At 34.4% G+C, this 26,291-nt stretch carries 31 protein-coding genes; 7 read left to right on the top strand and 24 right to left on the bottom strand.

Annotated elements, in window-relative coordinates:
* Positions 1-5: 5 nt before the first annotated feature.
* The 9 genes from CIB95_RS11855 to CIB95_RS11890 all read right to left on the bottom strand — a co-directional run bounded on the left by CIB95_RS11855 (position 6) and on the right by CIB95_RS11890 (position 7,304).
* Positions 6-956, bottom strand: coding sequence for a hypothetical protein (locus CIB95_RS11855; RefSeq protein WP_094925448.1), 951 nt, complete (start codon positions 954-956; stop codon positions 6-8).
* 12 nt (positions 957-968) lie between these two features.
* Positions 969-1,127, bottom strand: a complete 159-nt coding sequence (locus CIB95_RS16215; protein WP_158217616.1) for a hypothetical protein — start codon at positions 1,125-1,127, stop codon at positions 969-971.
* Positions 1,128-1,145: 18 nt separating this feature from the next.
* Entirely contained in the window at positions 1,146-2,135 is a 990-nt protein-coding gene (locus CIB95_RS11860; protein ID WP_094925450.1) for a WG repeat-containing protein, read from the bottom strand.
* 76 nt (positions 2,136-2,211) lie between these two features.
* On the bottom strand, positions 2,212-3,600 hold the full coding sequence (locus CIB95_RS11865; RefSeq protein ID WP_094925452.1) for an SIR2 family NAD-dependent protein deacylase: 1,389 nt from the start codon (positions 3,598-3,600) through the stop codon (positions 2,212-2,214).
* 99 nt (positions 3,601-3,699) lie between these two features.
* Positions 3,700-4,086, bottom strand: a complete 387-nt coding sequence (locus CIB95_RS11870) for a hypothetical protein (RefSeq protein ID WP_094925454.1) — start codon at positions 4,084-4,086, stop codon at positions 3,700-3,702.
* Positions 4,087-4,241: 155 nt separating this feature from the next.
* Positions 4,242-4,556 carry a hypothetical protein gene (locus tag CIB95_RS11875; protein ID WP_094925456.1) on the bottom strand — a complete coding sequence of 105 codons (315 nt, stop codon included), beginning with the start codon at positions 4,554-4,556 and terminating at the stop codon, positions 4,242-4,244.
* A 95-nt stretch (positions 4,557-4,651) separates the two neighbouring features.
* Entirely contained in the window at positions 4,652-4,981 is a 330-nt protein-coding gene (locus CIB95_RS11880) for a hypothetical protein (RefSeq protein ID WP_094925458.1), read from the bottom strand.
* Positions 4,982-5,116: 135 nt separating this feature from the next.
* Positions 5,117-5,404 carry a hypothetical protein gene (locus CIB95_RS11885; RefSeq protein WP_094925460.1) on the bottom strand — a complete coding sequence of 96 codons (288 nt, stop codon included), beginning with the start codon at positions 5,402-5,404 and terminating at the stop codon, positions 5,117-5,119.
* 148 nt (positions 5,405-5,552) lie between these two features.
* Positions 5,553-7,304, bottom strand: a complete 1,752-nt coding sequence (locus CIB95_RS11890; protein ID WP_094925462.1) for a hypothetical protein — start codon at positions 7,302-7,304, stop codon at positions 5,553-5,555.
* Between the two features lie 131 nt (positions 7,305-7,435).
* On the opposite strand from CIB95_RS11890, the gene CIB95_RS11895 reads away from it, so the two are divergent.
* On the top strand, positions 7,436-7,951 hold the full coding sequence (locus CIB95_RS11895; protein WP_094925464.1) for a hypothetical protein: 516 nt from the start codon (positions 7,436-7,438) through the stop codon (positions 7,949-7,951).
* Between the two features lie 94 nt (positions 7,952-8,045).
* On the opposite strand, the gene CIB95_RS11900 is transcribed toward CIB95_RS11895, so the two are convergent.
* On the bottom strand, positions 8,046-8,996 hold the full coding sequence (locus CIB95_RS11900) for an SGNH/GDSL hydrolase family protein (protein WP_094925466.1): 951 nt from the start codon (positions 8,994-8,996) through the stop codon (positions 8,046-8,048).
* 354 nt (positions 8,997-9,350) lie between these two features.
* Here CIB95_RS11900 and CIB95_RS11905 point away from each other — a divergent pair, with 354 nt between their 5' ends.
* The 4 genes from CIB95_RS11905 (at position 9,351) to CIB95_RS11915 (ending at position 13,760) form a co-directional block, all read left to right on the top strand.
* Complete coding sequence (locus CIB95_RS11905; RefSeq protein WP_094925468.1) at positions 9,351-11,327, top strand: cell wall-binding repeat-containing protein; 1,977 nt, start codon at positions 9,351-9,353, stop codon at positions 11,325-11,327.
* A 186-nt stretch (positions 11,328-11,513) separates the two neighbouring features.
* The gene (locus CIB95_RS11910; protein ID WP_158217617.1) at positions 11,514-12,824 is read left to right on the top strand and encodes an O-antigen ligase family protein; all 1,311 of its coding nucleotides are present in this window, start codon (positions 11,514-11,516) and stop codon (positions 12,822-12,824) included.
* A gap of 215 nt (positions 12,825-13,039) precedes the next feature.
* Positions 13,040-13,225: a DUF3805 domain-containing protein gene (locus CIB95_RS16610; RefSeq protein ID WP_158217618.1), complete on the top strand. Its 186-nt coding sequence runs from the start codon at positions 13,040-13,042 to the stop codon at positions 13,223-13,225.
* Entirely contained in the window at positions 13,182-13,760 is a 579-nt protein-coding gene (locus CIB95_RS11915; protein WP_158217619.1) for a nuclease-related domain-containing protein, read from the top strand. The genes CIB95_RS16610 and CIB95_RS11915 overlap by 44 nt, the downstream gene beginning before the upstream one ends.
* A gap of 73 nt (positions 13,761-13,833) precedes the next feature.
* On the opposite strand, the gene CIB95_RS11920 is transcribed toward CIB95_RS11915, so the two are convergent.
* Complete coding sequence (locus CIB95_RS11920) at positions 13,834-14,421, bottom strand: LPXTG cell wall anchor domain-containing protein (protein ID WP_094925473.1); 588 nt, start codon at positions 14,419-14,421, stop codon at positions 13,834-13,836.
* 481 nt (positions 14,422-14,902) lie between these two features.
* The gene (locus CIB95_RS11925) at positions 14,903-15,682 is read right to left on the bottom strand and encodes a hypothetical protein (RefSeq protein ID WP_094925474.1); all 780 of its coding nucleotides are present in this window, start codon (positions 15,680-15,682) and stop codon (positions 14,903-14,905) included.
* A 329-nt stretch (positions 15,683-16,011) separates the two neighbouring features.
* Between CIB95_RS11925 and CIB95_RS11930 the strand changes: the two genes are divergently transcribed.
* The gene (locus CIB95_RS11930; RefSeq protein WP_094925476.1) at positions 16,012-17,202 is read left to right on the top strand and encodes a beta propeller repeat protein; all 1,191 of its coding nucleotides are present in this window, start codon (positions 16,012-16,014) and stop codon (positions 17,200-17,202) included.
* Positions 17,203-17,359: 157 nt separating this feature from the next.
* Here the strand turns inward: CIB95_RS11930 and CIB95_RS11935 are convergent, their stop codons facing one another.
* From CIB95_RS11935 to CIB95_RS11950, 4 genes are all read right to left on the bottom strand, one after another.
* Positions 17,360-18,250 carry a helix-turn-helix domain-containing protein gene (locus CIB95_RS11935; RefSeq protein ID WP_158217620.1) on the bottom strand — a complete coding sequence of 297 codons (891 nt, stop codon included), beginning with the start codon at positions 18,248-18,250 and terminating at the stop codon, positions 17,360-17,362.
* Positions 18,251-18,372: 122 nt separating this feature from the next.
* Positions 18,373-18,516, bottom strand: a complete 144-nt coding sequence (locus CIB95_RS11940; RefSeq protein WP_094925479.1) for a YvrJ family protein — start codon at positions 18,514-18,516, stop codon at positions 18,373-18,375.
* A 76-nt stretch (positions 18,517-18,592) separates the two neighbouring features.
* Positions 18,593-18,811, bottom strand: coding sequence for a DUF2922 domain-containing protein (locus CIB95_RS11945; RefSeq protein WP_094925480.1), 219 nt, complete (start codon positions 18,809-18,811; stop codon positions 18,593-18,595).
* Between the two features lie 42 nt (positions 18,812-18,853).
* Positions 18,854-19,075, bottom strand: coding sequence for a DUF1659 domain-containing protein (locus CIB95_RS11950; RefSeq protein ID WP_094925482.1), 222 nt, complete (start codon positions 19,073-19,075; stop codon positions 18,854-18,856).
* Positions 19,076-19,319: 244 nt separating this feature from the next.
* Between CIB95_RS11950 and CIB95_RS16225 the strand changes: the two genes are divergently transcribed.
* Positions 19,320-19,481, top strand: a complete 162-nt coding sequence (locus CIB95_RS16225) for a hypothetical protein (protein ID WP_158217621.1) — start codon at positions 19,320-19,322, stop codon at positions 19,479-19,481.
* A 78-nt stretch (positions 19,482-19,559) separates the two neighbouring features.
* Here CIB95_RS16225 and CIB95_RS11955 read toward each other — a convergent pair whose 3' ends face one another.
* From CIB95_RS11955 to CIB95_RS11975, 8 genes are all read right to left on the bottom strand, one after another.
* Positions 19,560-20,153, bottom strand: coding sequence for a hypothetical protein (locus CIB95_RS11955; protein WP_094925483.1), 594 nt, complete (start codon positions 20,151-20,153; stop codon positions 19,560-19,562).
* A 94-nt stretch (positions 20,154-20,247) separates the two neighbouring features.
* The gene (locus CIB95_RS11960; protein ID WP_094925485.1) at positions 20,248-20,709 is read right to left on the bottom strand and encodes a hypothetical protein; all 462 of its coding nucleotides are present in this window, start codon (positions 20,707-20,709) and stop codon (positions 20,248-20,250) included.
* A gap of 39 nt (positions 20,710-20,748) precedes the next feature.
* Positions 20,749-20,910, bottom strand: coding sequence for a hypothetical protein (locus CIB95_RS16230; protein WP_158217622.1), 162 nt, complete (start codon positions 20,908-20,910; stop codon positions 20,749-20,751).
* A 20-nt stretch (positions 20,911-20,930) separates the two neighbouring features.
* Positions 20,931-22,184 (bottom strand): helix-turn-helix transcriptional regulator, encoded by a 1,254-nt coding sequence (locus CIB95_RS11965; RefSeq protein ID WP_094925486.1) that lies wholly within the window; start codon positions 22,182-22,184, stop codon positions 20,931-20,933.
* 291 nt (positions 22,185-22,475) lie between these two features.
* Positions 22,476-22,649, bottom strand: coding sequence for a hypothetical protein (locus tag CIB95_RS16235; RefSeq protein WP_158217623.1), 174 nt, complete (start codon positions 22,647-22,649; stop codon positions 22,476-22,478).
* Positions 22,650-22,763: 114 nt separating this feature from the next.
* Positions 22,764-23,177, bottom strand: coding sequence for a YkvA family protein (locus CIB95_RS11970; protein ID WP_094925488.1), 414 nt, complete (start codon positions 23,175-23,177; stop codon positions 22,764-22,766).
* A 516-nt stretch (positions 23,178-23,693) separates the two neighbouring features.
* Complete coding sequence (locus tag CIB95_RS16240; RefSeq protein ID WP_158217624.1) at positions 23,694-23,867, bottom strand: hypothetical protein; 174 nt, start codon at positions 23,865-23,867, stop codon at positions 23,694-23,696.
* A 142-nt stretch (positions 23,868-24,009) separates the two neighbouring features.
* Positions 24,010-25,992: a phospholipase D-like domain-containing protein gene (locus tag CIB95_RS11975; RefSeq protein ID WP_094925489.1), complete on the bottom strand. Its 1,983-nt coding sequence runs from the start codon at positions 25,990-25,992 to the stop codon at positions 24,010-24,012.
* Positions 25,993-26,291 lie beyond the last annotated feature (299 nt).

Below are 26,291 nucleotides of genomic sequence, written 5' to 3' on the forward strand. Positions count from 1 at the left end.
TCATTTTAATTAAAAAGTGGAAAAAGATATTTTTGAGTGAATTGTTTATAAAATGACATCATGACGTTTCCGTTTTCAAACACCTTACCTGCAGCCGGAAATGGCAGCATAAAGATGTGTAATTCTTTATTGGGGAGTGTCGCTATTGAATGATATGAGCTTAGATTTTTTTCGCTTTCAATTTCTATTTCTAAAGGGGTGAATTGAGAGTCTTTTAAACTAAACATTCTCTGTAGTGCAGTCTTCTTAAATCCATTTGCGCCACCTAGGCAAATAAGTATGTTTGATGGAATGTTAGTAATTGTATTTCTTAGAAGATCTAATCTGTGTTCCACATCTGAAGCAAAGTCACTGAAGGAATGATCTGAGGTATCTATGTTTTTAAAGTCAAAAGCTTTAATATAATTGTTATTTTTATTTTCACTAATAGAAAAATATTCTTCTCCCCACCAATCTTGATTTGGGCGAGGTAATGGTCCCCAGTCGACTAAATAGGTTTGTATGCCACTTTTTGTCCTATATAGCGAGTTTCTAACATAGTCTTTTATTATTTTTTTAGCATCTTGATTATCATCAAATTTTTGAAACCAGTAATCTATATCCTTGTCAGAATTTTCCGATGCAAGACAAATCCGGGCGACAGTTTGGTTAAATGGAGAATTAGATTTATTTAAGGTTGGATTGTCTGGATTTAAATAACTATCTCTAGTACTCTGTCTATCTAGCGTATTTGGTTCCCAAAATCCATTCTCCCAGTTTTGATTATCGAGGCAATATTCATACTCGCCATTTTCTGTTCCATAGAATAAGTTGCGAACGTTAATATTTTCTCGTACTCCACGGCCTCCTGTACCTTCTTCATTTCCGAAAACTATTATATTTGCTTCATGTAAGTTACCATAACCTACAAACGATAAAAGCTTCTTATACTCTTCTTTTGTAATTGGCTTTGTCATCTGCGTGCCCCCTTAATTTTTATCTTTAAAATACCCAAACGCACAGTCATTGCACTTATAGCCAACGGTTGCTAAACATTGGTGACAAATTCGCTTTCCACAAGTATCACATACAAACCAAGTCCAATCTTTTGCATATTCAGTTCGACATTCCTGACATGGAATTAGCATTTAAACACCTCCTTTAAATTATTTAATGAGTCGAATCAAACCATATTTGTCTTTTCCGTTTTCGCGAATGATAACTCTTGCAATGTCATGTAGCAAATAATGTTTGTAGGTAATAGCAGCATAGTTAGGTTGAACAATGATTTGACCTTTCTGATTTAGAAGGCCATATCTATTATTAAAAGAAAAAACTTGCACTTGATTCTTCAATCGACTTTTTAACTTATCTAGTAAAGATATTTTGATCTTGCCTGTACGACTTAAATAAGCTTTAATAACTGGGGAGTAGCTAACTTTAGCTGTCTTTTGATTTGACGAATCATCCGTTGTCACTGCTGATTTAACTTCACCGTTTTGGTTAATATGGAACCACTTTTCGTTCTGTTTTACAACAAAGGTGCTAGCTTTGGGGTGGTATTTTACTGCATCATACTTAGCAGGAATAACGACTTCCCCTATTTTATCGATTAAGCCCCATTTATTATTTTTCTTCACTACTAAGTACTTATCGGAATAAAATTGTATTTCCTCATATTCAAAAGGTATAATAACTTTATTTTCTGCAGAAATAATTCCCTGTTTACCGTTCTTTGTAGCTATTCTTCCGTGTTCCTTAGGAAATAGTGATTCAAAAAATTCATCATATATTGGGGGAATAACTTCTTCTTGCTTTAAATTAATGTAGCCCCATTTATTATCAACTTTTACTAGAATGAGATTATCAAAGTCCTCTTCTGTATGAGCTTCTTCATAAATGAAAGGAAGCAAAACTTCGCCTTTATAACTTATAACACCGTACTTTTCGCCTTTTCGAGCAACCATATATTCTAATGAAGTGTTCGGAATGTTCATTAATATATGCTCATATTCAAATGGAACAATTACTTCATTGTTATAATTTAAGACGCCAAACTTATTATTCTTTCCGGCGATAATATAATGTTTCGCTGGAAGATAGAGATGTTCAAATTCTATTGGTATTAATTCTTCCATCCCAGTATATAAAGTCAATTTTAAATCCCCTTTCAAAGAGTTGTTTTTGTATGGCAAGGCAAGCTTTAGCTCGCCTTACCATAATTGCTAAGTTCTAGGACAAGGAAATATTTTTACATATATCCTCAATATCTCCATTAATAACTAGATCAAATTGGTTATCTAGTTGTGTTTTATGGCCATTGATGATAACTGATTTAGCATTTGTGTACTGATTTATAAAGTGAGGTAGTTGATTAATAGGAGAGACATTCAATGACGAACCGATAACGATAAATAAGTCGGAGTTTTTTGCCCGAGCCATTGCATCACTCAAGTGTTGGACTTCGTCACCGAAAAAGACTAGATCAGGTCGTATGATTGCCCCGCAACCACATTTTGGAAGTTTATCTTTTAAGATATATTCGAACGTGTACTTGGACATGCACGTCGGGCAGAAATATTTATAAAAGTTTCCATGAATTTCGAATACGTGTTTACTACCTGCTTTAGAGTGTAAATGGTCGACGTTTTGGGTGATGATTGTAACGTCTTTTCCATGTGTTTCTAATTTTGCAAAAAGTTCATGTGCAATGTTTGGTTTCATTGCTTCAATGGTCATTTGTAATGAATTTTTATGATTTTCAAAAGGGACAATACCGTTTGTGATGTTTTGAATTAGTTGATGAAAAGTTTGCCAAAAGGAAGCTGGGCTGTTTTCAAACTTAGCTTGGTTTAATTGTTTGATAAGGTCTGGATCTTTACGCCAAATACCTTCAAGCATAGAGCGATAATCTGGAATGCCGCTTAGTGTGCTAATTCCTGCGCCTGATAAGACTGTAATTTTATTTGCTGTTTTGATTAGCTCATTAAGTTTAGTTATTTCTTCATTAGTATAGGAAGTAGTGATTTGTGATTTTAGTTTTCTAACTCGCTGACCAATTCTCATATTAATTGTGGTGTTGATTCGTTGCTTAAGTTCTTTTTCTAGTGCAGGAGTGAAGACTGAGTAAGGTTCGCCGTTGTCGTTATAAGCGGGCACTTTCCAAAATGTACTATCCATTGCAGGGAGGCAGTCGATGGTGTCAATTAATTGTGTAGTGAAATTTTTCAGGCGGCTTGTTGTTGCGTATGCATTTGTAGCTCCGTTTTGATGAATGATTCGAAATGCTTCACGATAAGAATAGGCTTTGCTTTCACCACTTTGCTTATCTTTTAAAAGGTAACCGACAGCTTGCATTTGGTTTGGGAATGTTGGAACAGAGATTGCTTTTATAAATTCATATCGGTTATTAGGGTGAGCTTCAATACCTTTCGTTACTGTCCAAAGACTAGTATCGTCTTCAAATGGTGAAGTAGATTGTAGTAGGACAAACGTTCCGTAGTTATTTGTATAACTTTCATCGATGACGACATATTCTTCTCCGTAATAATCGATATGCTTTCCGTTTGTAAGTGGCTCGTGCCAATCATTTTTTGCAAATACTAACGTGTTTTTATTCAAAATAAGCAACTCCTTTTACATTTTATTAAGTTAAGTAGTACATTTCTAATGATAAGAAAGAGGTGTAGGAGGTTAACCTACACCTCATATTCTGGCAAACTATTGATTATTAAGTTGTGACGCTTTTTCTAATCGTTTGTTTATTTTCGAAATGAAAATTTTAGTAACTTGCTGGTGAGTAAAAGAGATATTACTTCTTCCGAGGTGTTCAAAAGTATCTAATAACACTTCCATGATGAAAGAGTAACAGTCATCTTTACCTAAAGCCGAAGCAAATTGAGTAATAAATTGTTTGTTGATTTCTTGAAGTGTAGGTTCGTTTATAAAAAGTGTGCCATTACTACGGAAGCGGATTAAGTGGTTAGTTACCCAAGTGCTACCGCCTCTACGATATTGCTCAATATATGTGCGTAAGCTTCTGTCAAAACGAGAATTATTTATGGAAGTGTTATTTGGTAAATTCGGATTGAAAATTTTCTTAGTCAATACAATCATCTCCCTTAAGTTAGTTACAATGAACAATGTATTTTTGGGGTGTAGGGAAACGCTCTACGGTCTAATTTGTTTGTGAATATGCGGACATGAACTCCGGTTTAAGTGAAGAATCTAGTAAAAAACAGTAGTAGAAAGATCTACTACTGTTAATACATGTAATAATCCGAGATATGATAGTTCAGCTTTCTTTGAAATAGATCGATAAATCCTCCTTCATCGATTTGTAGTTCACTACGATCTAATAGAAGAAATAAATCACGAATAGAATATTTCACTAATTTTTCGCACTGTTCTCTACCAAGGAGAGAACAATGGCGCAAGATAAATTGTTGGGAGATAGAGTGGAGGATAGGTTCTTTTATGTGAAATTTCATGAAGCGGGTAGTAACGAGTTGTTCTAAAGCGACCTCATTACCAACTAAAAATTCATTGATATAAAATGTTAAATTTTTTTCGCCCATAAAACACACCTCTTTATATTTTTTAGTGATGTACACTTCTTAATATAAAGAGGTGGTGTAGGGAAACGCCTTACACTGGATTAACAGCAGTCATGTTACTGAGGATTTTTAGCATTTTTAAGTTTGTTCGTTCGGCGGAAAAGGTGCATGTTAAAGTAACTGACAATTTTTCTTAAAGTAATGCGTTTGTTTCCTGATTCATTTTTAATAGATTCAAAAGTACTATTAATAGCTAGAATGTGAATGAAATCACATGATTTACCAAGCATTAATCTATATTGTGCCTTATGTTTATTAGCTAAAGTGCGAATGGTAGGATCTTTAATAATGTACCGTCCATTTCGGAATTCATATACGTTGTTAAGTAAGCTTTTATTACCTGTCCGCTTATATTGCTTAGCCGACCAAATAATTACTTTTCCCATTGAATCACTCCTGATTAAAGATTTACTACACTTCATACGTTATGAAGGGGGCGTAGGAATTTGTCATACACTAATGATCTATCAAAAGGAATGAAACAGTAGCAGGAAGAAAACTGCTACTGTTAAAATATTTAATTAACTTTTATTATTCTTTAAGTTTTCTTCAAAAGTTTTTGCAATTTCATGATGTGTTAATGATTCGCTCTGATTTTTTAAAGATTCGAACGTAAAATGCAGTGTATTAATTACTTGTTTTTGTGAAGCCTCAGTTGCAGAATTTAAAGCTAGATAATCTTTGGAAGTGCGTTGTATTGTTGGCTCATTTAAAAATAACTTCCCTTGACGGAAAGTTATTAAATAATTTAATACCCAATTTGGATTTCGTTTATATTGATCAAGATAATAAACTAAGCTTCTTTCCATAATACCCGCTCCTTTAATGTTTTTTTTAAAGACATTAATACCAATATTCTTGGGGTGTAGGAGCAGAGCTTACGGCAACAGATCATACTTAGGAAAACAAAAAAGGCCCATTTTCATGGGCCGACAGTAGTAGTACGATTAAGTTGGTTTACTCCTCTTCAATAACATACGCTGGATGTGGGTATTGCCATAAGTAGCCATTCGGAGCGGAATAATTAGCTAGTTTGCCAGAATACTCTTCTTGGTTTGGAAGAACTTCTTTTATTTTCCTATTTATTTCTTGGAAAAATGGTCTGTGTTGCTTATCTGCTGTACCTGTGTTTTCCAAGATAATTCTCCCTGGAACTGGATAACGTAAGTGCATGATGTAACTTAAAACTGATGCAGCTATTGGATTTAAAGTTACATTTCCTTTTGGACCGTAAAGAATAGGTAAGGATTCATTTCTTCGGTCGAGAATGAGTATAGTCGAATTTGCGTCTAGTGTGCTATCTAATAATCTATCTAACTCTTGCGGTGTAATTTTTTTGTTTTCATTTTTAGAAGCTTCAAAAAGATTAAATTTTTTAATATTACTGAATAAATTAATGTACATATTCACAAATTCAGTTTCTTTAATATAGGTTCTCTCGCGATCCTTATTGCGCATCGTATGTAATATTGAATGTGCTTTATCATGTTTATTGTTGTGCATACAACAAATAGCATATGCTAAATAAAATTCAAATTGTAATTCTTCATATAAACCAGATAAATCCCTAGTGGCGATATTAAAACATTGGTACGCATCGTTCCATTTTTGTTCTTGCATATATGCTAATCCTTTATAATAGTTCGCTTTCGCTCTGTCTCTAATTGATAACGTACGATCAGCAAGTAGACTATCAAACTGATTGTGTGCTGAATGAAAATTGTTGTAAGATTTCGACATTCTGCCGGACTGCAATATTAGGTCTTGATATTGCCTTCTATAGTTACCATTTTCCGGTCGACAATTTATAAGTTTTTTATAGATATTTAATTTATGTTTGGTGGCGGAAATTCCGCGAAAATTCCGCTCGATGATAGAAATGTTTTGTAATAATGCTTTTTCAAATTTATCAATTACTTCTTCGTTTTCTGGTTGAAGTTTAAATAGCGTTTGATATATTGATACGAGCAAATAAACTAGCTGTTCTTCGTTAGAAACATCCGATAAAACAAACTGTTCCATCGACTGCATAAATTCGATGTATTTGTTTTTAATTTGCTTATTGCTTGAGTAGATCTTATTCACTTCGGATAAGGATACTTGAATATTTTCATAGTCTTGCAATGTTAATGTACATGAAAAGTCTATGCGATTGTAAAGTAACATTGCAAGTGTGTCACTATATTTCACATGTAAGTTTAACTTATGAAGTCTCCTTAATATCACTTCTATTTGCATAAGTTCATTTTCATTTTTGGTCGCTTTATCGCAACAATTTTTCGGTTGATCGAACACCGATAAGAAGTATTCAGGAAAGTTTTCTGTTTGTAATATTAAAGTGATCATCTCTAGGCGATGGTTATTAGTATTAACATTTAAATTAGTATATAGGTATTTGATATATTCATTTTCCACTGTTTTACTATTAGAAAGTATGACGAGCTCTCGGTAAATATGTAATTTACTTTCTGAGGTAACTACTCCAAGCTTCTTTTTTAGGATATATGCAAGCGTTTGTTTTGCAATTTTATGGTTAAGTTCTATTTTTAAAAATTCTCTAGTGTTTTTCTCTACCCGCTGAATATAGTCTCCTATAGTAATTTCCTCATCCCGCTCTAATTTGTAAAGATGTGTATTGTATTTCTCTCTTAACTGCCAATTTGCTGGATCATCTGTAATAAACTTTTCGAAATCACCTATATTTTCCATATTAACCCTCCTCGTTTTTTTGAGCTAGTACATATGTGCTAATAAACGTATACTACAAAAATTCTAGATTTATGAATAAAAGGGGTTGTTTTTACATATTTAAAATTGAATAGATCTAAGGGGGGATAATTTTGAGACTAATAACTAGTAATGATGAAATTTCACTATGTCAATTGCTATTAAAACAAAAACTGAAAGAAGGAAAATTTGAAGAGATTACATTAGATAGATTTGTATATCCTGGAGGGTATGAACCAAATGCAACACTTCTTTGGAATAGTAGTATGAACATATGGTACTATTACAAAAAATTATTTCATCCAGATTATAAATATTGGAATACATTTGGAATTGAAAAACCTTTCCAAGGAATGTCTACGACTTGTGAAGTTAATGTTCCTTTATATGGAGAGCGTAAAACGCAAGGATTGTTTGCTGCTAAAGGTGATAAAGTTTTTCTTTTACATCGCGGGAAAAGGATGGGAGGAACAGGTGTCAACGCCGAAGTTATTGCAAACCATTTTGCACAATATAACCATCCAACTAAAGAACTTGATGGTAATAAATTATTGCTTGTTGGTGAGCTCACTTCAGATAATTTCCTAGAGCAATTACATACATTTATTAAAAGACAGAATGAGTTGTAGGACGGATTTCTTTGGGTGCCTGTCACTTCAAAAAAGGTAGAAAATCATCTAAGATTCTCTACCTTTTAAAATATGGTGATGTATGTTTTGAAACTTACTCACTTGCAATGAAATATTCATTTAAAAATGCCGCCCAAGTTTCATGTCCTTTTTCACTAGGTGCGCTGCCATCTTCATTTAAGTATGGAAAGATTTCTCTTGTTTGGTGATCTGGCCAAGCAGTCCAATGATTAAGGTATGTGTAGTTCATTTCTTCTGCATATGCTTGTAACGCTTCAATTTCCTTCGGGTACCAGTATGCGTTATAGATCGGGTGCGATGGTTGAATTAAGAAAGAAACATCTGGTAATTCCGTTGTTATATCATTGATAATCGTCGTAAGATTTTCGAGGGTATGCTCTACTCGGACTGTACCATTATCGCGGAACATGAAAGGTTCAAAAATGATGATGTCAGGGTTCAGGTCGTAAACTACTTCATACATGGCTTCGTTTACAACTTCCATCGAATTCTTTTTACCAAAACTAGCAACTGTTACTTCAAACGTATTCTCTCCGTAAGCGCTGATCAGCTCCTCGCCTAAAAGTGCAGGCCAACCTGTATCTTCAGGAGAGGTAGACTCAGATCCCATTGCTACAATTTTAATTGTTTCTGAGTAGAAAAGTTTTTTAATAACTTTCTTTTGGAGTTGTTCTGGGAGGTTAGCAACCATCCAGGCGATTTGTTCATCTGTTAGTCTAGATTCATTCTCGCCTTCACCAGTTGAACCATCGTCTTCGGTTGAATCGTCTCCGTCATTTTCAGCAGTTTTGTTGCTAGAATCCTCTTCCTCTTTATTAGTAGATTCCGTATCATCATCGCTTGAAGGAGTATTATCCACTGTATCTTTGTCCGAATCGTCCTTTTCATTTTCCTCATTAGACATTTCAATTGCTTTTGTTGCTCGTTCATTAATTTCACTTAATTTATTCTCGTAATGAAAGTGACCAATAACAATAATTAGCAGGCCAAGTGCAGCGAAAACGATTGCAATAATATTCTTCATTCCAATTTTCTCCTCTTATAGTATTCATTACTATAATGATAGCCTTAGAAAATACAAAATTCAACAAATAGTGCAAAAACAAATGGTGCCTGACACTTCGCAGGATTTGTCGAAATAAATAACCAGTTCAAGCTCTAGAAAAGAGTCGGGGCTGTTATTTTATAAATTATTGATTACATATGTACTAAACGCACAAAAATATGAGTCTATGATTTCCCGAATCAAGGTAAGAACGTTACCTGCGATTGTAATTTTAAAATGAGTGACATAGGATTAATTGACTAATTATGTATAATTATGTAATGTAGTAATTAGTTTTAAAAATTCAAAAAATTACATAATAAGGAGAATTTCATGTTAAAGAAAAGTAGTTTAGTATTTTTATCATTTATTTTACTAGTTGCATTACTTCCTTCTAGTATTACGGCTAACAATGCAACGCTAGAAACGGAACAAGTCTTTCAAATTAATTGTGATGGAGCTATGTGGGAGTGTAGCGGTGAACTTCTAATAGGATCAGATAACACAATTTATTCAATAACAGACCACTCGTCACTTGTCCAAGCTATTCACCCTAACGGAACTTTACTTTGGGAGAAGAGTGTTGGAAATGAGAGTGTTTATTATCAATATCGCTCTAAAATAGATAGTCAAGATAATCTCTACATAACTTACGAAAAAGATGACGTAAATGGATTAGTAGCTCTTACTAAAGATGGAGTTGAAAAGTGGAACTACTCACTAGGTTTATATCCTTCGAAAATCTATTTAAGTGAAGATGAAAAAATCGTTTATCTTTCTGACAATGAGAATGGAAAAATAGTTGCTTTAAATAGTGATGATGGATCAATTGTCTTTGAGAAGTCTCACCCTAGTGGGTTTGAAATAAGAGCAATTTCGAACCATGATGATTCACTTATCGTATCTACAATGAATTCAATTGCTTCATATAATGGAACGACTGGTGAAAAGGTATGGGAGAAAACGGTTGGGGTAGATCCTTCTTTCATAAACGTTGTTGTTTCATCTGATGGCAATATTTCTTTCTTAGGTGAGAGAAATGTTATTTCCTTAGATGCTAACGGAAATGAATTATGGAGACATCCTGTAAACGAAGGAGAAACAATGTATATGAGCATTCAAGTTGCTCCTAATAATGATGTCATTCTTCCTGTAAGGGGTCCTGAAACACTACGTTTTAATGCTCAAGGTGAAAAGATAACAATCCCTCATTATAATATGGACAAAATTTTCTTTGGGAAAAAAGGTGTATATTTTATAAATAGAGGTGCATCAAGGGAATTTGTTGCACTTGATCCTACAACTTGGGAAGTTATTAATAAGGTAGATTTTAATGAATCTCCACCACATAGTACTTGGGGGAAAAACGGCAAAATATACTTTAATACACATGATGGAAGAATTATTTCTATTGATGTAGATGACTATGAATTAAATCAGTCTAAGGATGTAACGCGTATAAAAGGTTCATCTCGTTACGGAACAGCTGTAGAGATTTCGAAACAAGGATGGGAAACAGCTAACACTGTAATCATTGCTCGTGGAGATAACTATCCAGATGCATTAGTAGGAACACCGCTTGCTTTTAAACTAGATGCACCAATCTTATTAACTAAAACTAGTAAACTACCAGCAGAAACAAAAGCTGAAATTGAGCGTTTAGGTGCAACTAATGTTATTATCCTCGGTGGAACTGGTGCAGTTGAAGAAAGTGTACAAACAGAATTAGAAAATATGAATTTACAAGTACGCCGCATTGCTGGTAAGTCTCGTTACGAAACAGCAGCACTAATTGCAGCTGAGGTTGGGACTTCGAATACTGCTGTAATTGCATATGGTGGGAACTTCCCGGATGCCCTAGCAGTTGCTTCATACGCTGCACAAAATGGCTACCCAATCCTATTGACGAGAAAAAGTTCCCTTCCAGCAGAAACAAGTAGCGCTTTAATGGGTGTAGATAACACATTTGTTATCGGTGGTACTGGAGTTATTTATGATACGGTATTAGCTGAACTACCTAACCCAACAAGGATTTCAGGTAAAAGTCGTTTTGACACGGCTTATCAAGTAATTAAAACGTTTCAAACTCCTGTAACCAATGCAATTGTAGCAACGGGAATAAATTTCCCAGATGCACTTACAGGTTCTGTACTAGCAGCTAAACTAAATGCTCCATTAATGTTAGTTAGACAAAATAGTATCCCGGCTGAAATGCAAACATTAATCTCTGAGATGGGGTTAGATTCATTTACTATTCTTGGAGGAACAGGTGCAGTAAGTGAGGACGTAATTGACGATCTTCCACGCTAAGTGCCTGTCACTTCCCGAGAGTTGTCGAATAAAATACCAGTTCAAGCTCTTAAGAAATAGAGTTTGGACTGGTTTTTATTTAAATCATATGGTGCCTGTCACTTCTCGATATTTACGATGGGGGTGCCTGTCACCTGTATATATAGTAAAATGAGAGTACAATATACAGGAGAGAAGGTACTAGCTATGCAGTTGAATAAAGAAATAAAGTTCCATGAGGCGATCTACTTTACGCTAGTAGGCTTTATTATGCTTTTTCCTTTCTTAATTTATCCAATAAAGGATATCTATTATTCTACTTTTTATAAGTTTAATTATTTTGTGATTTTTATTCTTTTCCTCTGGTTATTAGTAGTTTTTCGCTTGTATAAAGAGAAGCAATATCCTAATTTCTTTCAATCAACAGGGGATAAACTAGCCATTTCGTTTTTAACATTAGCCTTGTTGTCAACACTCTTTTCACATGACCCAGTAACAGCATTTCAAGGAAGTTATTCGAAATATCATGGTTTTCTTTCTTGGTTTTGTTACATATCTCTTTTTATCTTTTCCTATCACTTTATTCCTGTAAATAAACTCGTTAAAGTTGTAAGAATGATTGTTTATACATCGTTTATTGTAGGTATCTATGGCATCATTCAGCACTTTTTTGTAGGGATTATTGATAGTGAAAGAAAAGGAGCTAGATTTGTAAGCAGTTGGGGACTCTTTGATAATCCAAACCACTTTGGCTCATACTTAGTCATAATGCTTATTCTCTCTTTAGGTTTGTTTCTTGTGGCGAATAGTTGGAAACAAAGGAGTATCAATGGAGTTATAAGTTGTACGCTGTTTGTTTCTCTTTTGTATACAGTAAATCGTGGTGGGTGGATTGCTGCGTTTATTGGCACTGTTATTCTTACTATATTAGTAGTTTGGAAAAATAAACATTTGTGGAAACCCTGGTTAGTTTTGATGGTTAGCTTTCTATTTTTATTCGTTATTGTCAATGTAACAGAAAATAATTTTGTTAATGATCGAGTTGCTAGTGTAGGCAGTGATGTGAATGCGGTCGTTACACAAGCTGAACAGGAAGATCAAGCGGGTTCAAATCGCTGGGGGATATGGAAAAGGACGGTACCACTGATAAGTGAGTATTACTTAATTGGTTCCGGCCCTAGCACCTTTTCAAATGTATTCCCATACCATTCACACGATGAAAGATATGCAATAGATAACTCTCATAATGAGTATTTGGAAATAGGTTTCTCGATGGGGATACCTGCGCTAATTGTCTATGTTGCATTTATATTAACGATAGTAAGTGTCACTTTCTTAAAAGCTAGACAGCTAAAGGGGAATGATGAAATTTTTGCTTACGTTTTAGCTGCAGTAATAATTAGTTATTCAATTAAACTAGTCTTTAATATAAGTGTTATTCCAGTAGCTCCATTCTTTTGGTTAATTTTAGGTATAGCGTATAAGTTGCCGACCACATCCAGGGATTTCTCAAATTAAAAAACCAGTTCAAGCTCTAATTTAGAGTTTGGGCTGGTTTTTATTTATTTTTTTGCTTGAAATACTCTATTTTCTTATAAGTAATGAATGTTATAAAGTTATTCGGTTATCCAATGTATGTTTCAAATAATTTCAGTGGGGGTATATGTACAATAACTTAATTAATTCAAATTCAATAAAAACTTTTTTTACATGAGCTAAGTGCAATAAGGTATGTGCATTGGGAGGGAGAATATGAAGATCATTGGTTCAACTATACTAATCATCATTGGATTTATGGCGACAATCATGTTATTAACTCGATCACCTGCATTAATGCTACTTTTACTAATTATAGGAGCAATTCTATTAAAATTAATGAAACCGTCATTAAAAGGTTATTTAGGAGAATGGTATGTTAATTATAAGTTAAAGAGGCTTGGCGATATGTATACTGTCTTTCATGATTTATACGTGCCAACAATAAACGGGAAAACAACACAAGTTGACCACATTGTTACATCTCCTTTTGGAATCTATGTAATTGAGACAAAAAACTATAGTGGATGGATCTACGGAAAGGAATACCAAAAATACTGGACACAAGTCCTATATAAGCGAAAAGAGAGATTATATAACCCTATTAGACAAAATTATGGCCATGTTCGTGCTGTAACTAAATTTCTTCAATTAAATGAAGGGAAATTACATTCCATCATAGTGTTCTCAACGAAAGCAAAACTAAAAGTTAAAGGGCACTTTACATCTGCGCATGTCACTACTATTCCAAAGTTAATGAAAGTGATCAAAAGTTTTGACCACTATATCATTAGTGATTATGAACTGAAAAAAATTAACAAAACACTTGAAAATTTAAAAATAAAAGGTAAGAAAGAGAGGTATTTCATCAAAAAGAATCATAGGAAGGAAGTTAGAAGAAAGAGAAAGTTTTCCTAACTGGCCGTGAAAGCTGGCAATGTATGTTCTCAATCAACTTGCTATAATCTAAAGAAAAAAAGACTCTAATTTACTAGAGTCCCTTCTTTATTTTAACTATATAAACGGTTATACCAAATAGAAGTAGGATAACTCCACCTAACATATAATTAATATAATTTGTTGCAGTGTTTGGTAATTCAAAAAACTCACCAAGCTCTAATCCTTGTGCAATAAAAACGATATTGAACTTTGCTTCTAATCCTTGGTATTCATTTCCTAAATGTTCAGGGAAATGTATGGTTAGATAAAACTCATCTTTCTCCATTGTCTTTAAATTTCTTGCTTCAAACCCATCAAAATCAGTCATTTTACCGGAATACAATAAACCTTTTGCATCACTAATTTCGATCATTAATTCGTTAAATAATTTTTCCGAGCCAACGTCTTCAATTTGCATATTAAACTTAAATTCATCTTCTCCTGAGTTTTCAATAGCTATTGTTCTAGAGGCAGAATCGCCAGGTTTCATATTTTCTATAGTAAAAAGGATACTTTCGGGTAGTAATTTAATTTTTATTTCTGACTGAGTATTAGTATCTGCTGTAGCTAAAACTGGGCTAATGGTTATATGCAATAATACTAGAAAAACTAAGCCGAACATAAATAGAATTCTTCTCACTGTAACACCCCTATATTTATCATTTTTAAGATTCTCCGAGTTTCTCTAGTAACGCAACATTTTATGTAACCCTATCCTATTCATTGCTTAGTATGGAAGGGGCATAACGACAATATCTACCTAACTATAAATATCACCTATTTATACTGGAATTATACATTTCTATTAGCTGTTTAATGGTAGAATTTTTCCTAGTATTTCTCTGTGACTTTACAATATATTAGCTATGATTCACTAACAGAACTATTACATTTGATCTATATAATAGAAAATAGAAAAAACCCCCTATTATATGTTTTAACTTTTTTAAAAGAGGGTATAGTTAAACAAGTTCGAACGTCCTCCCGTTATGTTCGAACAATGCCTAGATGGCATAAAGCATCCCCTTTTTGACCTCGACAACCGAGGTCCCTTTTAAAACAAAAAGCCATACTTCCATGTGAAAATGGTCAGTAGGGCTTTATTATATAAATGTTATACATTAATTTGCTATATAAAATGAATCAAACTCCCAGTCAGGATAGTTGTGGCTAGCGTTTTCAATTAAGACAGAAAGATTTTCATAACATTGTTTAGGATTAGAATCTTTTAATTCTAAAAGGTTTTTATATTTCTTATATTGAAACTTCCAGCTACCATCAATAAGGTCAATATATTGTGCTCCTTCTTCAAGATGTTTTATTGCACTTAAATAATCCTGGGACCATTGGTATCTGTTTGAGAGAAAGAGGTGTCCGAAGTAATATATACTATTGACGCTATAAGATAGGTATTTATATTTTATGTCTTCAATCATTTTTGCGCACTCTGCTTTGGCTTTTTTCTCATGTCCTAAAATAGAGAGAAAAAACCATCGTTGATACCAAATTTGGCCCCTAATACCGAAGGGCACATCTGCATCCGTTAATTGTTTTATTATTTTTAAGGCTTCTTTCGTTAATTCATATGGTTTGTTTGCATTTTGAGTTTCTTGCCAATACCATATTGCTAAATCTTTATAAGCCCGAATAATTTGGTCATACTCAATTTTTCCGTATTCATCCTTCTCTGAATAGAACATCTCGATAGAAGATTCTATTAGTTGAATAGCATCTCTTCTTCGTTCAGGGTGCTCTTTACTAAAATGCCTTTTTAAGTGTCGTGCTAAAGTTGCACGGTGATTAGCATTATTATAGTTATCGAAAAAAACTAGTATTTTGCCAATCGGGTCATTTGATTTAATGAACTCTCTATACTCATCGAATTTCTCTTTTGATATCACATAAACCACATCCCTAATAAGTTTTCATTTAATCTCTATTTAATCTCTATTCAACAGTTCTAGAGACATGCTTAAAATCTACGAAAAAACTAAAAGATTTTTTTACTAATAGTTATTTACTAGTAGAAGTAGAAAAAGATTTTTTTATAGGACTAGAGTTTAAACTCATAAAAATATTCTTACAGTTATATTATGATGAGGTAATGGGAGTATATAGCAGATTACTGGCTGATTTAACACCGTTATTAACTCAAGCAGGGAAAGAAAGTATCTGGAAGAATAGCTACAATGAAAACAGAGCTTAGTTTAAGGCAGGAGGGTGTAACGTAATGAGTAACGTAAAGAAAATTGGTGTATTCTTTCTATTCATTGTTTTACTTATTATTAGTTTAGTAGCATGTGGATCTTCGACCTCAATAAATGGAGATTTGCAAGGGGGTTCAGGATTAAATGTTGATAGAGGAAATGTTTTAGATGAAGATGCGATGAATATTCCAAACGTACAAATGATGGATGAAAACGTAGGTTGGTCGGTTTTTAATAACTCCATTTATAGAACGGTAGATGGTGGGCGAATTTGGCTAGATGTAACTCCGAGCGGCATTACAACAACATCAGATTATGTTTACTTTCATACAGGAAATCGAGCATTCATTGCGTCAAATGAAAATACGCACTGGAAAATCTACTATACAAAAAATGGCGGTGGAAGTTGGGAAACAGGCGAAGACATACCAGTTGCAGGTGCTTTTGCTAATTTTTCTTTTCACAGTAAAACAGAAGGCTCATTAATGATTACAAAAAATCCTGGTCTTAATTATAGTGAAGTAATTTTATTAACAACAAAGAATGGTGGAAAATCCTGGTCAGCAGTTATAGATGAAACGAAAGATAATAGTGAAAATATGCTTCCTCATAGTGGGAACAAAACAGGAATTGCTTTTAAAGATCATAAAAACGGCTGGATAGTCGGCGTGAAGTCACAGCATAAAGTTCCTTGGATTTATAAAACAGCGGATGGCGGAATCTCTTGGAAGAAACAGGATATTCCTACTCCGAAAAATAATAAATATGAAGGCGTTTGGACAGAAGTGCCGAATTTCTTTAATGACAAAGTAGGTATGTTATTCGTCCAAACGTATTCGCGAGATAAGGCATTCTCACACTTTTATACGACAAATGATGGTGGGGAAACGTGGTCAGAAAGCGGTACAATTGAAAATAAATCTGATTACTTGATGCATGATTTTGTAAGCAGTACAAATGGTTGGATGTCAGATGGGAAATCACTTTATCGAACAGAAGCCGGCTTGCAAAACTGGATACAAATCATGGCAGTAAAGGAAATTATGGGCGAGACTACCGATAGCGTAATTGTTTCGTTGGAGTTTGTTTCAGAAACGAAAGGTTGGCTCATTATTAGAGGGGAAGGAAACAAGTATATTTTATGCGATACAAATGACGGTGGCATGACATGGAATTTCACGAACCCAAAATTAATGACAGTAAGAGAAATGTAAAAATTGAGGAGTTGACGTAGGCATGGTGGCAATTAAAAACAACGTTGGGAAACTATTATTATTCATAATACTATCAATATATTTTCAGACCTTGTGGATGGGAACTGTTTTAAGAAGTAAGTGGAAAGCTGTGAAGCCTTTATGGTGACACAGCTTTTTATACGTTTGTATACTCTTCCTTGCTTAAAAATCTATTATTAATATGATCAACTAGATGTTGTTTATCTAAAAGCTTAAGAACCGGGACAGCCTTAATAAAATAACTTTTACTTCGTTCGAAATCTTTCATTCTTTTATAATTTAATCCTGTTTGAAAATATAATTCTCCTAATAAATAAAGTAGTTGATACTTTTTGCACCAATCGATTCCTTGTTTACAAAGAGTTATTGAGCGGTCAAATTCATTTACTTTTGATAGTACGCGTGCAAAGTTATAACAGATTCTAGGAAAGAGCTTTTCATTTGTTATATAAGAGAGGTGGTGATAGCTTTCTAATGCTTCTGATAAAGCAGCAATCGCTTTTTCATTCTCCTCAGTTTCTTGATAAATAATACCAATACTATTTAGAATTTCAATTTCTCTTTCTGATAGGTATGATTTATGAAACTTCGTTAATTGTAAAGCCTCTTCAAGTAAAAGAATTGAACGCTCAGGGTCTTTATGTACATGAAACATACTAATGCCTTCATTCCAAAGGATAAATTGTTTAAAATCTACTGATTTCTTGTAGAGTGGGTTTTTCTTTTCCACTTTAATCATTTCCTTAACTATGTCGAAATCAAAAGCATGGACGGCTTGTCTTATTTGTAATTCTACTTCTTGTACATATTGATGGTGAGGGGCATAGCCAACTTGGTACAAATAGTTCACATCAACGCCAAGTCTTTTTGCAAGTAAGTATAATGTCGATGACAGCGGGTGTACTTCACCTTTTTCTATCTTGCTAATTTGTGCTTGTGTACATATACCTTCACTTAATTGCTTTTGTGATATTCCTTGTGTTTTTCGTATTATTTTAATCTCTTTCCCAATTTGTGAATAATCCATACATATCGCTCCAAGCATCTGGAATTTTTAAAACTATTAACTATAATATACCAAATATGGCATACTACTGTCTTTTGGTGGTAACTAAAAAAGAGGATGCCTTTTAGACACCCTCATTGATGTTACTTCACTTCCTTCAACCGGTCTGGCAGTGTTACAATCGATTCGTTTAACGTATCTAGCTTTGTTTCAATTCGGTGCAGCAGATAAAGCGTAACGACAATTGGAAATCCGACGTCAGAGATGAAGGGAAGAATGTTTTCCACACTTATAACCTCCTTTTCTAATGGCTACTATTAGAAAATAGGAAGGCAGTATGCCCTCCTCCATGTTCAAAGTACATTACGATAATGGGATTTCTTGCACATTTCGGTCAACAATGCGTGCAGCTTTTTTTGCCACTAAGTCGCCACCACTTGAAAATAAGGCATTTTGAGCGATAATGTCATCCATCGCTTGAGAAACTGCAGCGGGATCAGCTGGCTCAATTGGGTCATCTAACGAAATTGTTACCGTCTTATTGTCTTCATTGTAAAACTGTAATTGTAGTTTTTTCGCCATCAATTATCCCTCCTTTCTTAATTAATAGTTGTTTCTCGTGGATTATGGTCCAGTTACGACTGAAGTGTCTCTGCGTTCGACGTTCGTTAAATTATGAGTTTGCAACGGGTGCAGAGCATTTGCAATCACATAAAGTTGGTCTGGCGTTGCAGTGATTTTGACATTGTTTAGTGACTTAGATTTAAAGATAGGTTCACCATTTGCATCAACACCTGTTTCGAACGTCAGTTTAAGTGCGCTATCTGTTAAACTTTCTGCTGCCATCTCTATCACCTCCTTCACTTTGTATATACGAGATTAAGAGGGGAGAGGGGCATACTAGTCTCATTTTTAAAGTCTTAAATTGTAAGTGGAGTTCGAATATCTATTAAATGAAGAAAAAACAATAAAAAAATAACTGTAGACAATCTTCGACACAGTTTTCATAAAATGTGTTGTAATATAGTACTTACATATTATGTAAGTGGACATTGGTAGGATAGATAGTAGGTAAAAGGAAGGATTTAGAATGGAAAAAGAAAATCAATTAACTCAAGAACAATTGAAAGAAATATTAACGAAAGCACAAAAAGAAGCACATAAAATAGACAATGTGTCAGATTTTTTATCGCTCATTGAAGCGCAAGTTAAAAGAGCAACAGGAATGTATAAAGATGAGTTGAAAGCATAACTAATCTGAAGTAGATTGCTACTTTTCCTAATTGCCAAAACACTATAAGTATTTAAAAAAACTCGCATCTGCGAGTTTTTAGTCTTTTTTGATAGCTTTTAAGACGATTTCTTTTTGCTCCCCATCGCTACTTAAGAAGATTTGCTCTTTCGGGTTTGTCATATTGTCATGATCCCAAAATCCTAGTAAGTACAATTGAATGGGTGAACTTTGATCCTTGTTTATTAAATATTTTTCGGCTCCAGAAATTCCTATTCTTGCGATGTTTTCCCGATTAATTACTTTAGTGAATACCTCATCATTTGATAGTAGCAACAAATGAAAAGGTTTATCGTTATGCTGAATTTCCGTATAGTAATATTCGGCTTTCTCAGGTAATTCATGAATGTTTAAGCTTGTCTCATAGAGGGTATAGTCAGTATAAATATTTCCGAAAGGAAGCTGATAACTATTATTCAATGCCACGAAAATAGTTCCAGACTCGTCAATCGCAAATGCTCTTGAGTGTTCATCAATAGAAATGAACTTGCTTATTATTGTGCCATCCCATGACTCAATGAATTCTTGCTGGGCACCTTTATCGGAAGTGTGGAAATGCATATTAAAATAGATGCCTAATAATAAAATTGCAATTAACCCAATGATATTGGCTAGTAAAAGAGGTCGCTTCATTTTATTCTCACCGTCCCAATAAAAAAGTCTTACAACAATAGAAAAGCTGGCAAATTGCCAGCTTGAGAGAAGGTTATATGAAATTGATAGGGGGTCAATAACATATGAAAAATTCTTTTAACCATTTATAGCACGCTAATGTTAGCGGTACTAAGCCAACTCCAGTTTTCCCGATGACAATTCCACCGTATGCGTATTTACCAAAAGCTATGAGCCCGAAGCTTGTTACAGCAGCGGAAATAATCCCGATTGCAAGCTTTCCAATGGCTATTGCTCCAATACTATACAGAAGACTCACAGAAATGACGCCTAAACTTGCGAGAAAACTAAATGATATTGCGCCTAAAGAAAGAGCACCAATCGAAATGCCACCTATTGAAATAAATCCGACTGATATGCCGCCAATTGCAATTAAACCATATGCTTTTGATCCGATTGCGATGACACCGATGACATGGGCATTTTTTGAACTGTTAATATTAATGATAGGAATACGCTTAGATGGCCAAGCGTGTTGAACATTTTTATTTTTCCAAACAGCTAGTAGACTTGCCATGTTATCCAGCCTTTCTTTAGTGTAGTACAAAAAATTAAATTATGCCCAAGTTACATTTGAAGGAGTTTCTTCACCTGAAGATACTTCTTCTTGACTACTGTTTGGTGGAGGTAATTCCTCTTCAGGCATACTTACCATAACCATACTAGTACCGGATAATAAAAGAACAGTTGTAAAAGCGATTAATAGAAATTTTTTCATTTTTTAGCACTCCTTTTATTTTATAATTTTTTGTAGATCGAGAGTGTTGCTTTATAGTAATGAACGGCAAGTTTATATCTGCCTTTTGCCTCGTAGTGTTCGGCGAGCATTTGAGAGTAAAATCCGAATAAGAACCTATTGTTTTTCTTGAAGAATGGTAGTGCTGTTGTTCTTAATAAATTTTCTAACTCATCATGTTTCTCGCTTAGTAAGTATTGATAAATTTGGAGTTCATAAAGTTGAGCTTTTATCGTCTCTGGATTTACATCCTTTGCCATTAGCTCAGTTTCCTTGAGGTAATAGGCTGTATTTTTGGTGTCTCCAACCTTATGGTACTCTATGAGAAGTGATAAGCATGTATTTAACCTACCAACTTCATCATTATTTTTCATTTGCAAGCTTCTTTTATAGTGAGTAATTGCTTTTTCTTGGTTTCCTTTTAAAGAATTTAGGTAGCCTAGATTATGTTCTATTTTACCTAATAAGTAATCATAGTTAATTTTTTCACTAATATTACTTGCATGTTCATAATGCACAATTGCTTCATCAATGTTTTTAATTCGTCGGTACGATACACCTAAAATGAGATGAATATCAGCACATTTTTTAAAATGGTATGTAGATTGATAGAATTGTAAACATGCATTGGCATGTTGTATTGCTGATGCATCACTACCTAGCTTACTAAATGTTAAAGCGGTTAAGTATAACGTGTCAGCCTTTTCCTCATCATAGTGTTTCATGCCAAGAGGTAAACTTTTTATCGCCTCGCGCAAATCTAACTTAGACGCTTGGAAATTATTCATAACATAGTGCAAGTTCCCAGCATGTTTATGAAAGAGGTAGCGTAATGTTTGGTCAAAGTGTTGATATTCCTCTTTAACCAGCTCATACGTTTCCTTAGCAGCTTCATATTTAGCTACTAATGTGTAATACCTTACTCTGTAAATTTGAAAAAGCATTACGTCAGAAGGATCTTCCATAAAACTCTTCAATTCTTCTAGCTCTGTAAAAATTTCTTGTGATTCTTCTTTCTGGTTGCGAAGCAATGTTTCACCTAGAGTTATGAGTAACTGTTCAACCCTTTTATTTTCCACACTTACAGGGCTGATTTCTAGCCGTTCACATAATAACTCGATGACATCTTCAGAAGGGACAATTAAGTTGTTTTCGATTTTAGATAGATAAGGAATGGAAATGATACCTTGAGCTAAATCGTCCTGGGTCATTCCTTGGTTAATTCGATAGTATTTTATTTTCGTCCCAATCTTCATTTGCTATCCTCCCCATTGCTTACTACTATTATATACTTAAACTACATTATAATATATTGGGAAAATTGCAAAAACATTTGCACTTTAATGGGGTAAAAAAGCCGTTTTTTAGGAAATATTTCATAAAAAGAACACATTTAAGCGTATAAAAGGAAAAAATACAGTATAAATGTAAACAATGGTTCTATAAAGATAATTACAAAGTTATATAATTTTCAAAAGGACAATGAAACATTTCCCAACAAAAAAACTCACCAATCGGCAAGAAATATTGCCTAAGGTAAGTCAAATTTAAGCTATTTTGTCATCACTTTCATCTGGGTTGTTTTGATCGTTACTTATTGGAGTATTATCTTCAACTGTAAAATAATAAACTTGTGGTAAACCAAGTGTCACCCAATAATCATGGAGTAATGATGAACCTGTAAAAAGTACGATATTCCAATCAATCGCTAGCAATTTCATGGCATCACGTCCTTTAAAGTTTCAAGCAGGAAGACCACCTTAGTAGTAAGGAGAGTTACGAGCTTGTTAATGTATGTTTATTAAAGGAAGAAGATGTCCTAGTACTTTTCAATATTACTCTGTCTCGATGTTTTCACTATTTTTTTGTTGCCACAGTTTAAACTTATCTAAGTCAGTTGAAATTTGCTTCACTGCAAAAGCGATGACAGCAGCATCATCAAAAATGCCTAGTCCTGCGATAAAGTCAGGGACAAGGTCAAGAGGAGAGACAAAGTAAAGAATAGTAGCAATAACCGTGACAATTGTTTTACGTGGAATTTCTTTGTAATCACCTTTTTTCCAGGCTTGGACTAATTCTAAAAGTAAATGAAGCTTCTCCCACACATCAGCCAAGGAAGATTGGCGAGTTTTCGCTTTTGATAGAGCTTTTTTTAGAAGGCCTTCTGTCTTATCTTTATCATCAATATATTGTTTTGCTTTTGACTCATATTTTTTCATGCCATGTTCATATTTTTCTTTATCTGCCATAGGAGACCCGCCTTATTTTTATAGTGGAAATATGATGCTTATTGTTATCATCTATTGTATCATTCATCCTTCCACATGAAAAAAACCTAGCACATCTACTAGGTCAAAAAAATATTCAACGGTAGAAAAATTGTCGCCTGATGTTGTTTGTTCAAAAAGTTAATCTTTATCATTGGTGGAGGTCGTTTCACTACTTTGTTCAAGTGGATCAATCGTATGTTTGTGTGAACTTGCGAGGCTTCCATGGCTTACATGGTGCATGAACCAGAGGAAAATCCCAATGAATAGCAGTGCGCACATTGCAAAAAAGAAAATAAAAAACAAAGTCATCATCCGAGCTTACTCCTTTCGTAAATGTTTTAGAGTTTTGCATCTGACATGCTCTATCTATGTATATTAAAGCTGAAGTAAAAGTATTAATTGATGAACCAGTTTAGTTGGACATTTAGTCGAGGGTGCACAAAAAAAGAATCTAGCTAGGCTAGATTCTGCAATCGTTATTTATTATTAAATTGTTTAAGACTCGATATCTACATCATTGTCAGTATCGTTATCAAAGTACGTTTCATTACTTTCGAAGTCTACCTCTCGTTGTACGCCGCTAGAAGAATTGCCGCCGGTCATTTTTACCCGGATGATGTTAATTATTACAAGGATGACAACAACGCCAAACATGATTATCCAATCCATACAATTCAACCCCTACCTTATAATTTTTCTAGGTGCTGATGGATACGCTACTACTAGTATATTAAGAAGGAAGTGGAAAAATAATAATCTAATAAAAAAAGATGCTTACGCATTCGTAAGCACCTCTTAATTTAATAGTTAATTAGTTTAATGTTCCTCCAGCTTGCACGTATCGAGCGTTAAACTCTTGTACAAATTGGTTTGTAATTTCCGAATCATGAATGATTAACATGTTTTCATCGTTAATGTCATTTCCATTTGTACTCCAGTTTGTTGAACCGACAATAACTGTTGGATCACTGTTTGTGTCAGCATCGATTATCATTGTTTTACTATGAAGTTTACGAGATTCATTGCCTTTATAAACGGGTGCTGGATTTGCCCAGCGAACATTCGGATTGTTTATGCTCGTTTGACTAGCCGTACGTCCAGTCATTTCAATGCTTGCGCTCCACCATTGGTTCCAGAAACTTGCATCGAAAAGTCCTTTGACATCAAAGCCTGTAAGAGTTCCTTCCATGTCGTTATAAGAACCTTCCCATTTATATTTCAATTCATCCACTAATGCTTGGTCACTCCAGGCAAAGATCGAGAAGTACGTGTTAATGTCTGCTTCATTTTTTACTAACTCGGTCATCCGTCCAACTGCATTATCACCAGACGAGAAGTAAACTTCAACTGTCGTCCCGCCGACATCTACAAGCTTTGTAGTGTTGTCGATTTTACGAGTGCTAAAGTTGGCAGCTGCTTTATCCGGCGTTAATGTGGCACTACCCCACATTTCATTAAATTCCACTTTATATATATCTACTAATTCAGGAGAGTGAATCTCAACAACATGTTGCTGGTTGCCATCAAGAATTCCTGCAGCCATATTTTCATCTGTTCCGTAAAGCCCTGTTACTGTAAAGTTCCAACTTCCTGTAAATACCCACTTGCGATCGATAAGGGCAAACTTGTTATGCATTTGGTTACCTGGAGAGTAATATTCACCAGGATTTTTTTCTTCGGCATCAACGAATAAGTATCCTGTCGTCATCGTGCTTCCGACTTTCACCGTCACTTGAGGGAAGTCATTAAACTGGCTCGGTAATCCATAGGTAGCACGTTTTGTGCTATCTTCCACGACAAACATTGGTGAATCAGAAAAGACCGTGATATCATCGCTCGTTCCGACTTTCATGTCAGCACCACGCACCATCTTTTCAACGTATAAACGCATTGTTTCATATCTTTCCGTATAGTGTGGGTCAGTTGCATCTTTTGCATCAGCGATGACACGAACATTAACGCCTTCTGCTGCTTTTGCTATTAACGTATCGACAATTCCTGGTAAATTGATTTCGTACGTTGCAAAATCAATTGATGTTGTTGCTTCATTTAAGCGTTGGATTAATCTATTTTCTAAATTAACGTTATAGTTTGCTAAGTTACCAGTAGTAGCATAGCTTGTATCAGCACTTTTATTAAAGTAAACATTAATTGCATGAAGTGCGTCACTTACACTGTTTAGTTGTTCACCAGTTGGTGGTGTTCCTCCACCAGTGCCTGAACCTGTATCTTCTGTTGAATTTGAGTTTAGAGCTTTCGGTGTTCCGTAACCACCAATATATGTAGCTGTGGCATTATTCCAGTTTGTAGAGTCTGTACCATTACTTAATGCGACTGTTCGTTCCATTGTCGACTTAGAAGTGTTATCACCTGCGTGCCAAGCATCGACGGAATCGATTAACGTGCCACTTGCATCACGAAGTTCAAGTACTTCTGTCGTATTTGATAACGAACCACTATAGATTAAATCTGCAGCAATTCCATTCACTGAGTTATCGTCTGTTTTTTCAAGTAGGAAATAGCCTTTTGCTGGAATGACACCTGATAATGTAATAGAAGGTGAGCCATCTTGAGCATTTAAAGTCCAGCCTGTTATATCAATGTCAGAGCTAGAAGTGTTGTAAAGTTCCATCCATTCGTCACTGTATGACGTCGTCGTTCCCATCCAAGCTATTTCGTTAATAACGATATCGTTTGGTCCTGCTGCGATAACTTGTTGATGGGTTGTTCCAACAGGTAATGATGATGCAATAAGTAAGACTGCTAGACTAAAGATTGATAGAATTTTTCTCATGTAATTTCCTACTCTCCCTTTAAACTGGAATATTTTGTCGGTATGTGTCGAAACTGTTGCTTCTTTTTCATTATAAAAGGGATTTCACTTTTTGAACACCGACCAAAAGTATTATATTTTCGTATTTATAAATAAACAATTGAAAAAAAGGTGTATAACCAGAATATGTAAGCACTTAAACACGAATATTAAAACTAAAATATACAGTATTGTTAAGTTTGTGGCGTGATGTGAAAAAAGTGAAGTATTATGCACACAACAAAAAGAGATAGCCCCGACTGTTAGTAGAAACAGTTAGG

Origin of the sequence: Lottiidibacillus patelloidae (assembly GCF_002262935.1) — a bacterium.
Classification (GTDB): domain Bacteria; phylum Bacillota; class Bacilli; order Bacillales; family SA5d-4; genus Lottiidibacillus; species Lottiidibacillus patelloidae.

Coding starts and splice junctions, on each gene's coding strand:
- CIB95_RS11855 (WP_094925448.1), bottom strand. CDS start 956: ATGACAAAGCCAATTACAAAAGAAGAGTATAAGAAGCTTTTATCGTTT.
- CIB95_RS16215 (WP_158217616.1), bottom strand. CDS start 1,127: ATGCTAATTCCATGTCAGGAATGTCGAACTGAATATGCAAAAGATTGG.
- CIB95_RS11875 (WP_094925456.1), bottom strand. CDS start 4,556: ATGGGCGAAAAAAATTTAACATTTTATATCAATGAATTTTTAGTTGGT.
- CIB95_RS11880 (WP_094925458.1), bottom strand. CDS start 4,981: ATGGGAAAAGTAATTATTTGGTCGGCTAAGCAATATAAGCGGACAGGT.
- CIB95_RS11885 (WP_094925460.1), bottom strand. CDS start 5,404: ATGGAAAGAAGCTTAGTTTATTATCTTGATCAATATAAACGAAATCCA.
- CIB95_RS11890 (WP_094925462.1), bottom strand. CDS start 7,304: ATGGAAAATATAGGTGATTTCGAAAAGTTTATTACAGATGATCCAGCA.
- CIB95_RS11900 (WP_094925466.1), bottom strand. CDS start 8,996: ATGAAGAATATTATTGCAATCGTTTTCGCTGCACTTGGCCTGCTAATT.
- CIB95_RS11905 (WP_094925468.1), top strand. CDS start 9,351: ATGTTAAAGAAAAGTAGTTTAGTATTTTTATCATTTATTTTACTAGTT.
- CIB95_RS11910 (WP_158217617.1), top strand. CDS start 11,514: ATGCAGTTGAATAAAGAAATAAAGTTCCATGAGGCGATCTACTTTACG.
- CIB95_RS11915 (WP_158217619.1), top strand. CDS start 13,182: ATGAAACCGTCATTAAAAGGTTATTTAGGAGAATGGTATGTTAATTAT.
- CIB95_RS11930 (WP_094925476.1), top strand. CDS start 16,012: ATGAGTAACGTAAAGAAAATTGGTGTATTCTTTCTATTCATTGTTTTA.
- CIB95_RS11935 (WP_158217620.1), bottom strand. CDS start 18,250: ATGGATTATTCACAAATTGGGAAAGAGATTAAAATAATACGAAAAACA.
- CIB95_RS11945 (WP_094925480.1), bottom strand. CDS start 18,811: ATGGCGAAAAAACTACAATTACAGTTTTACAATGAAGACAATAAGACG.
- CIB95_RS11950 (WP_094925482.1), bottom strand. CDS start 19,075: ATGGCAGCAGAAAGTTTAACAGATAGCGCACTTAAACTGACGTTCGAA.
- CIB95_RS16225 (WP_158217621.1), top strand. CDS start 19,320: ATGGAAAAAGAAAATCAATTAACTCAAGAACAATTGAAAGAAATATTA.
- CIB95_RS11955 (WP_094925483.1), bottom strand. CDS start 20,153: ATGAAGCGACCTCTTTTACTAGCCAATATCATTGGGTTAATTGCAATT.
- CIB95_RS11960 (WP_094925485.1), bottom strand. CDS start 20,709: ATGGCAAGTCTACTAGCTGTTTGGAAAAATAAAAATGTTCAACACGCT.
- CIB95_RS16230 (WP_158217622.1), bottom strand. CDS start 20,910: ATGAAAAAATTTCTATTAATCGCTTTTACAACTGTTCTTTTATTATCC.
- CIB95_RS11965 (WP_094925486.1), bottom strand. CDS start 22,184: ATGAAGATTGGGACGAAAATAAAATACTATCGAATTAACCAAGGAATG.
- CIB95_RS16235 (WP_158217623.1), bottom strand. CDS start 22,649: ATGAAATTGCTAGCGATTGATTGGAATATCGTACTTTTTACAGGTTCA.
- CIB95_RS11970 (WP_094925488.1), bottom strand. CDS start 23,177: ATGGCAGATAAAGAAAAATATGAACATGGCATGAAAAAATATGAGTCA.
- CIB95_RS16240 (WP_158217624.1), bottom strand. CDS start 23,867: ATGGATTGGATAATCATGTTTGGCGTTGTTGTCATCCTTGTAATAATT.
- CIB95_RS11975 (WP_094925489.1), bottom strand. CDS start 25,992: ATGAGAAAAATTCTATCAATCTTTAGTCTAGCAGTCTTACTTATTGCA.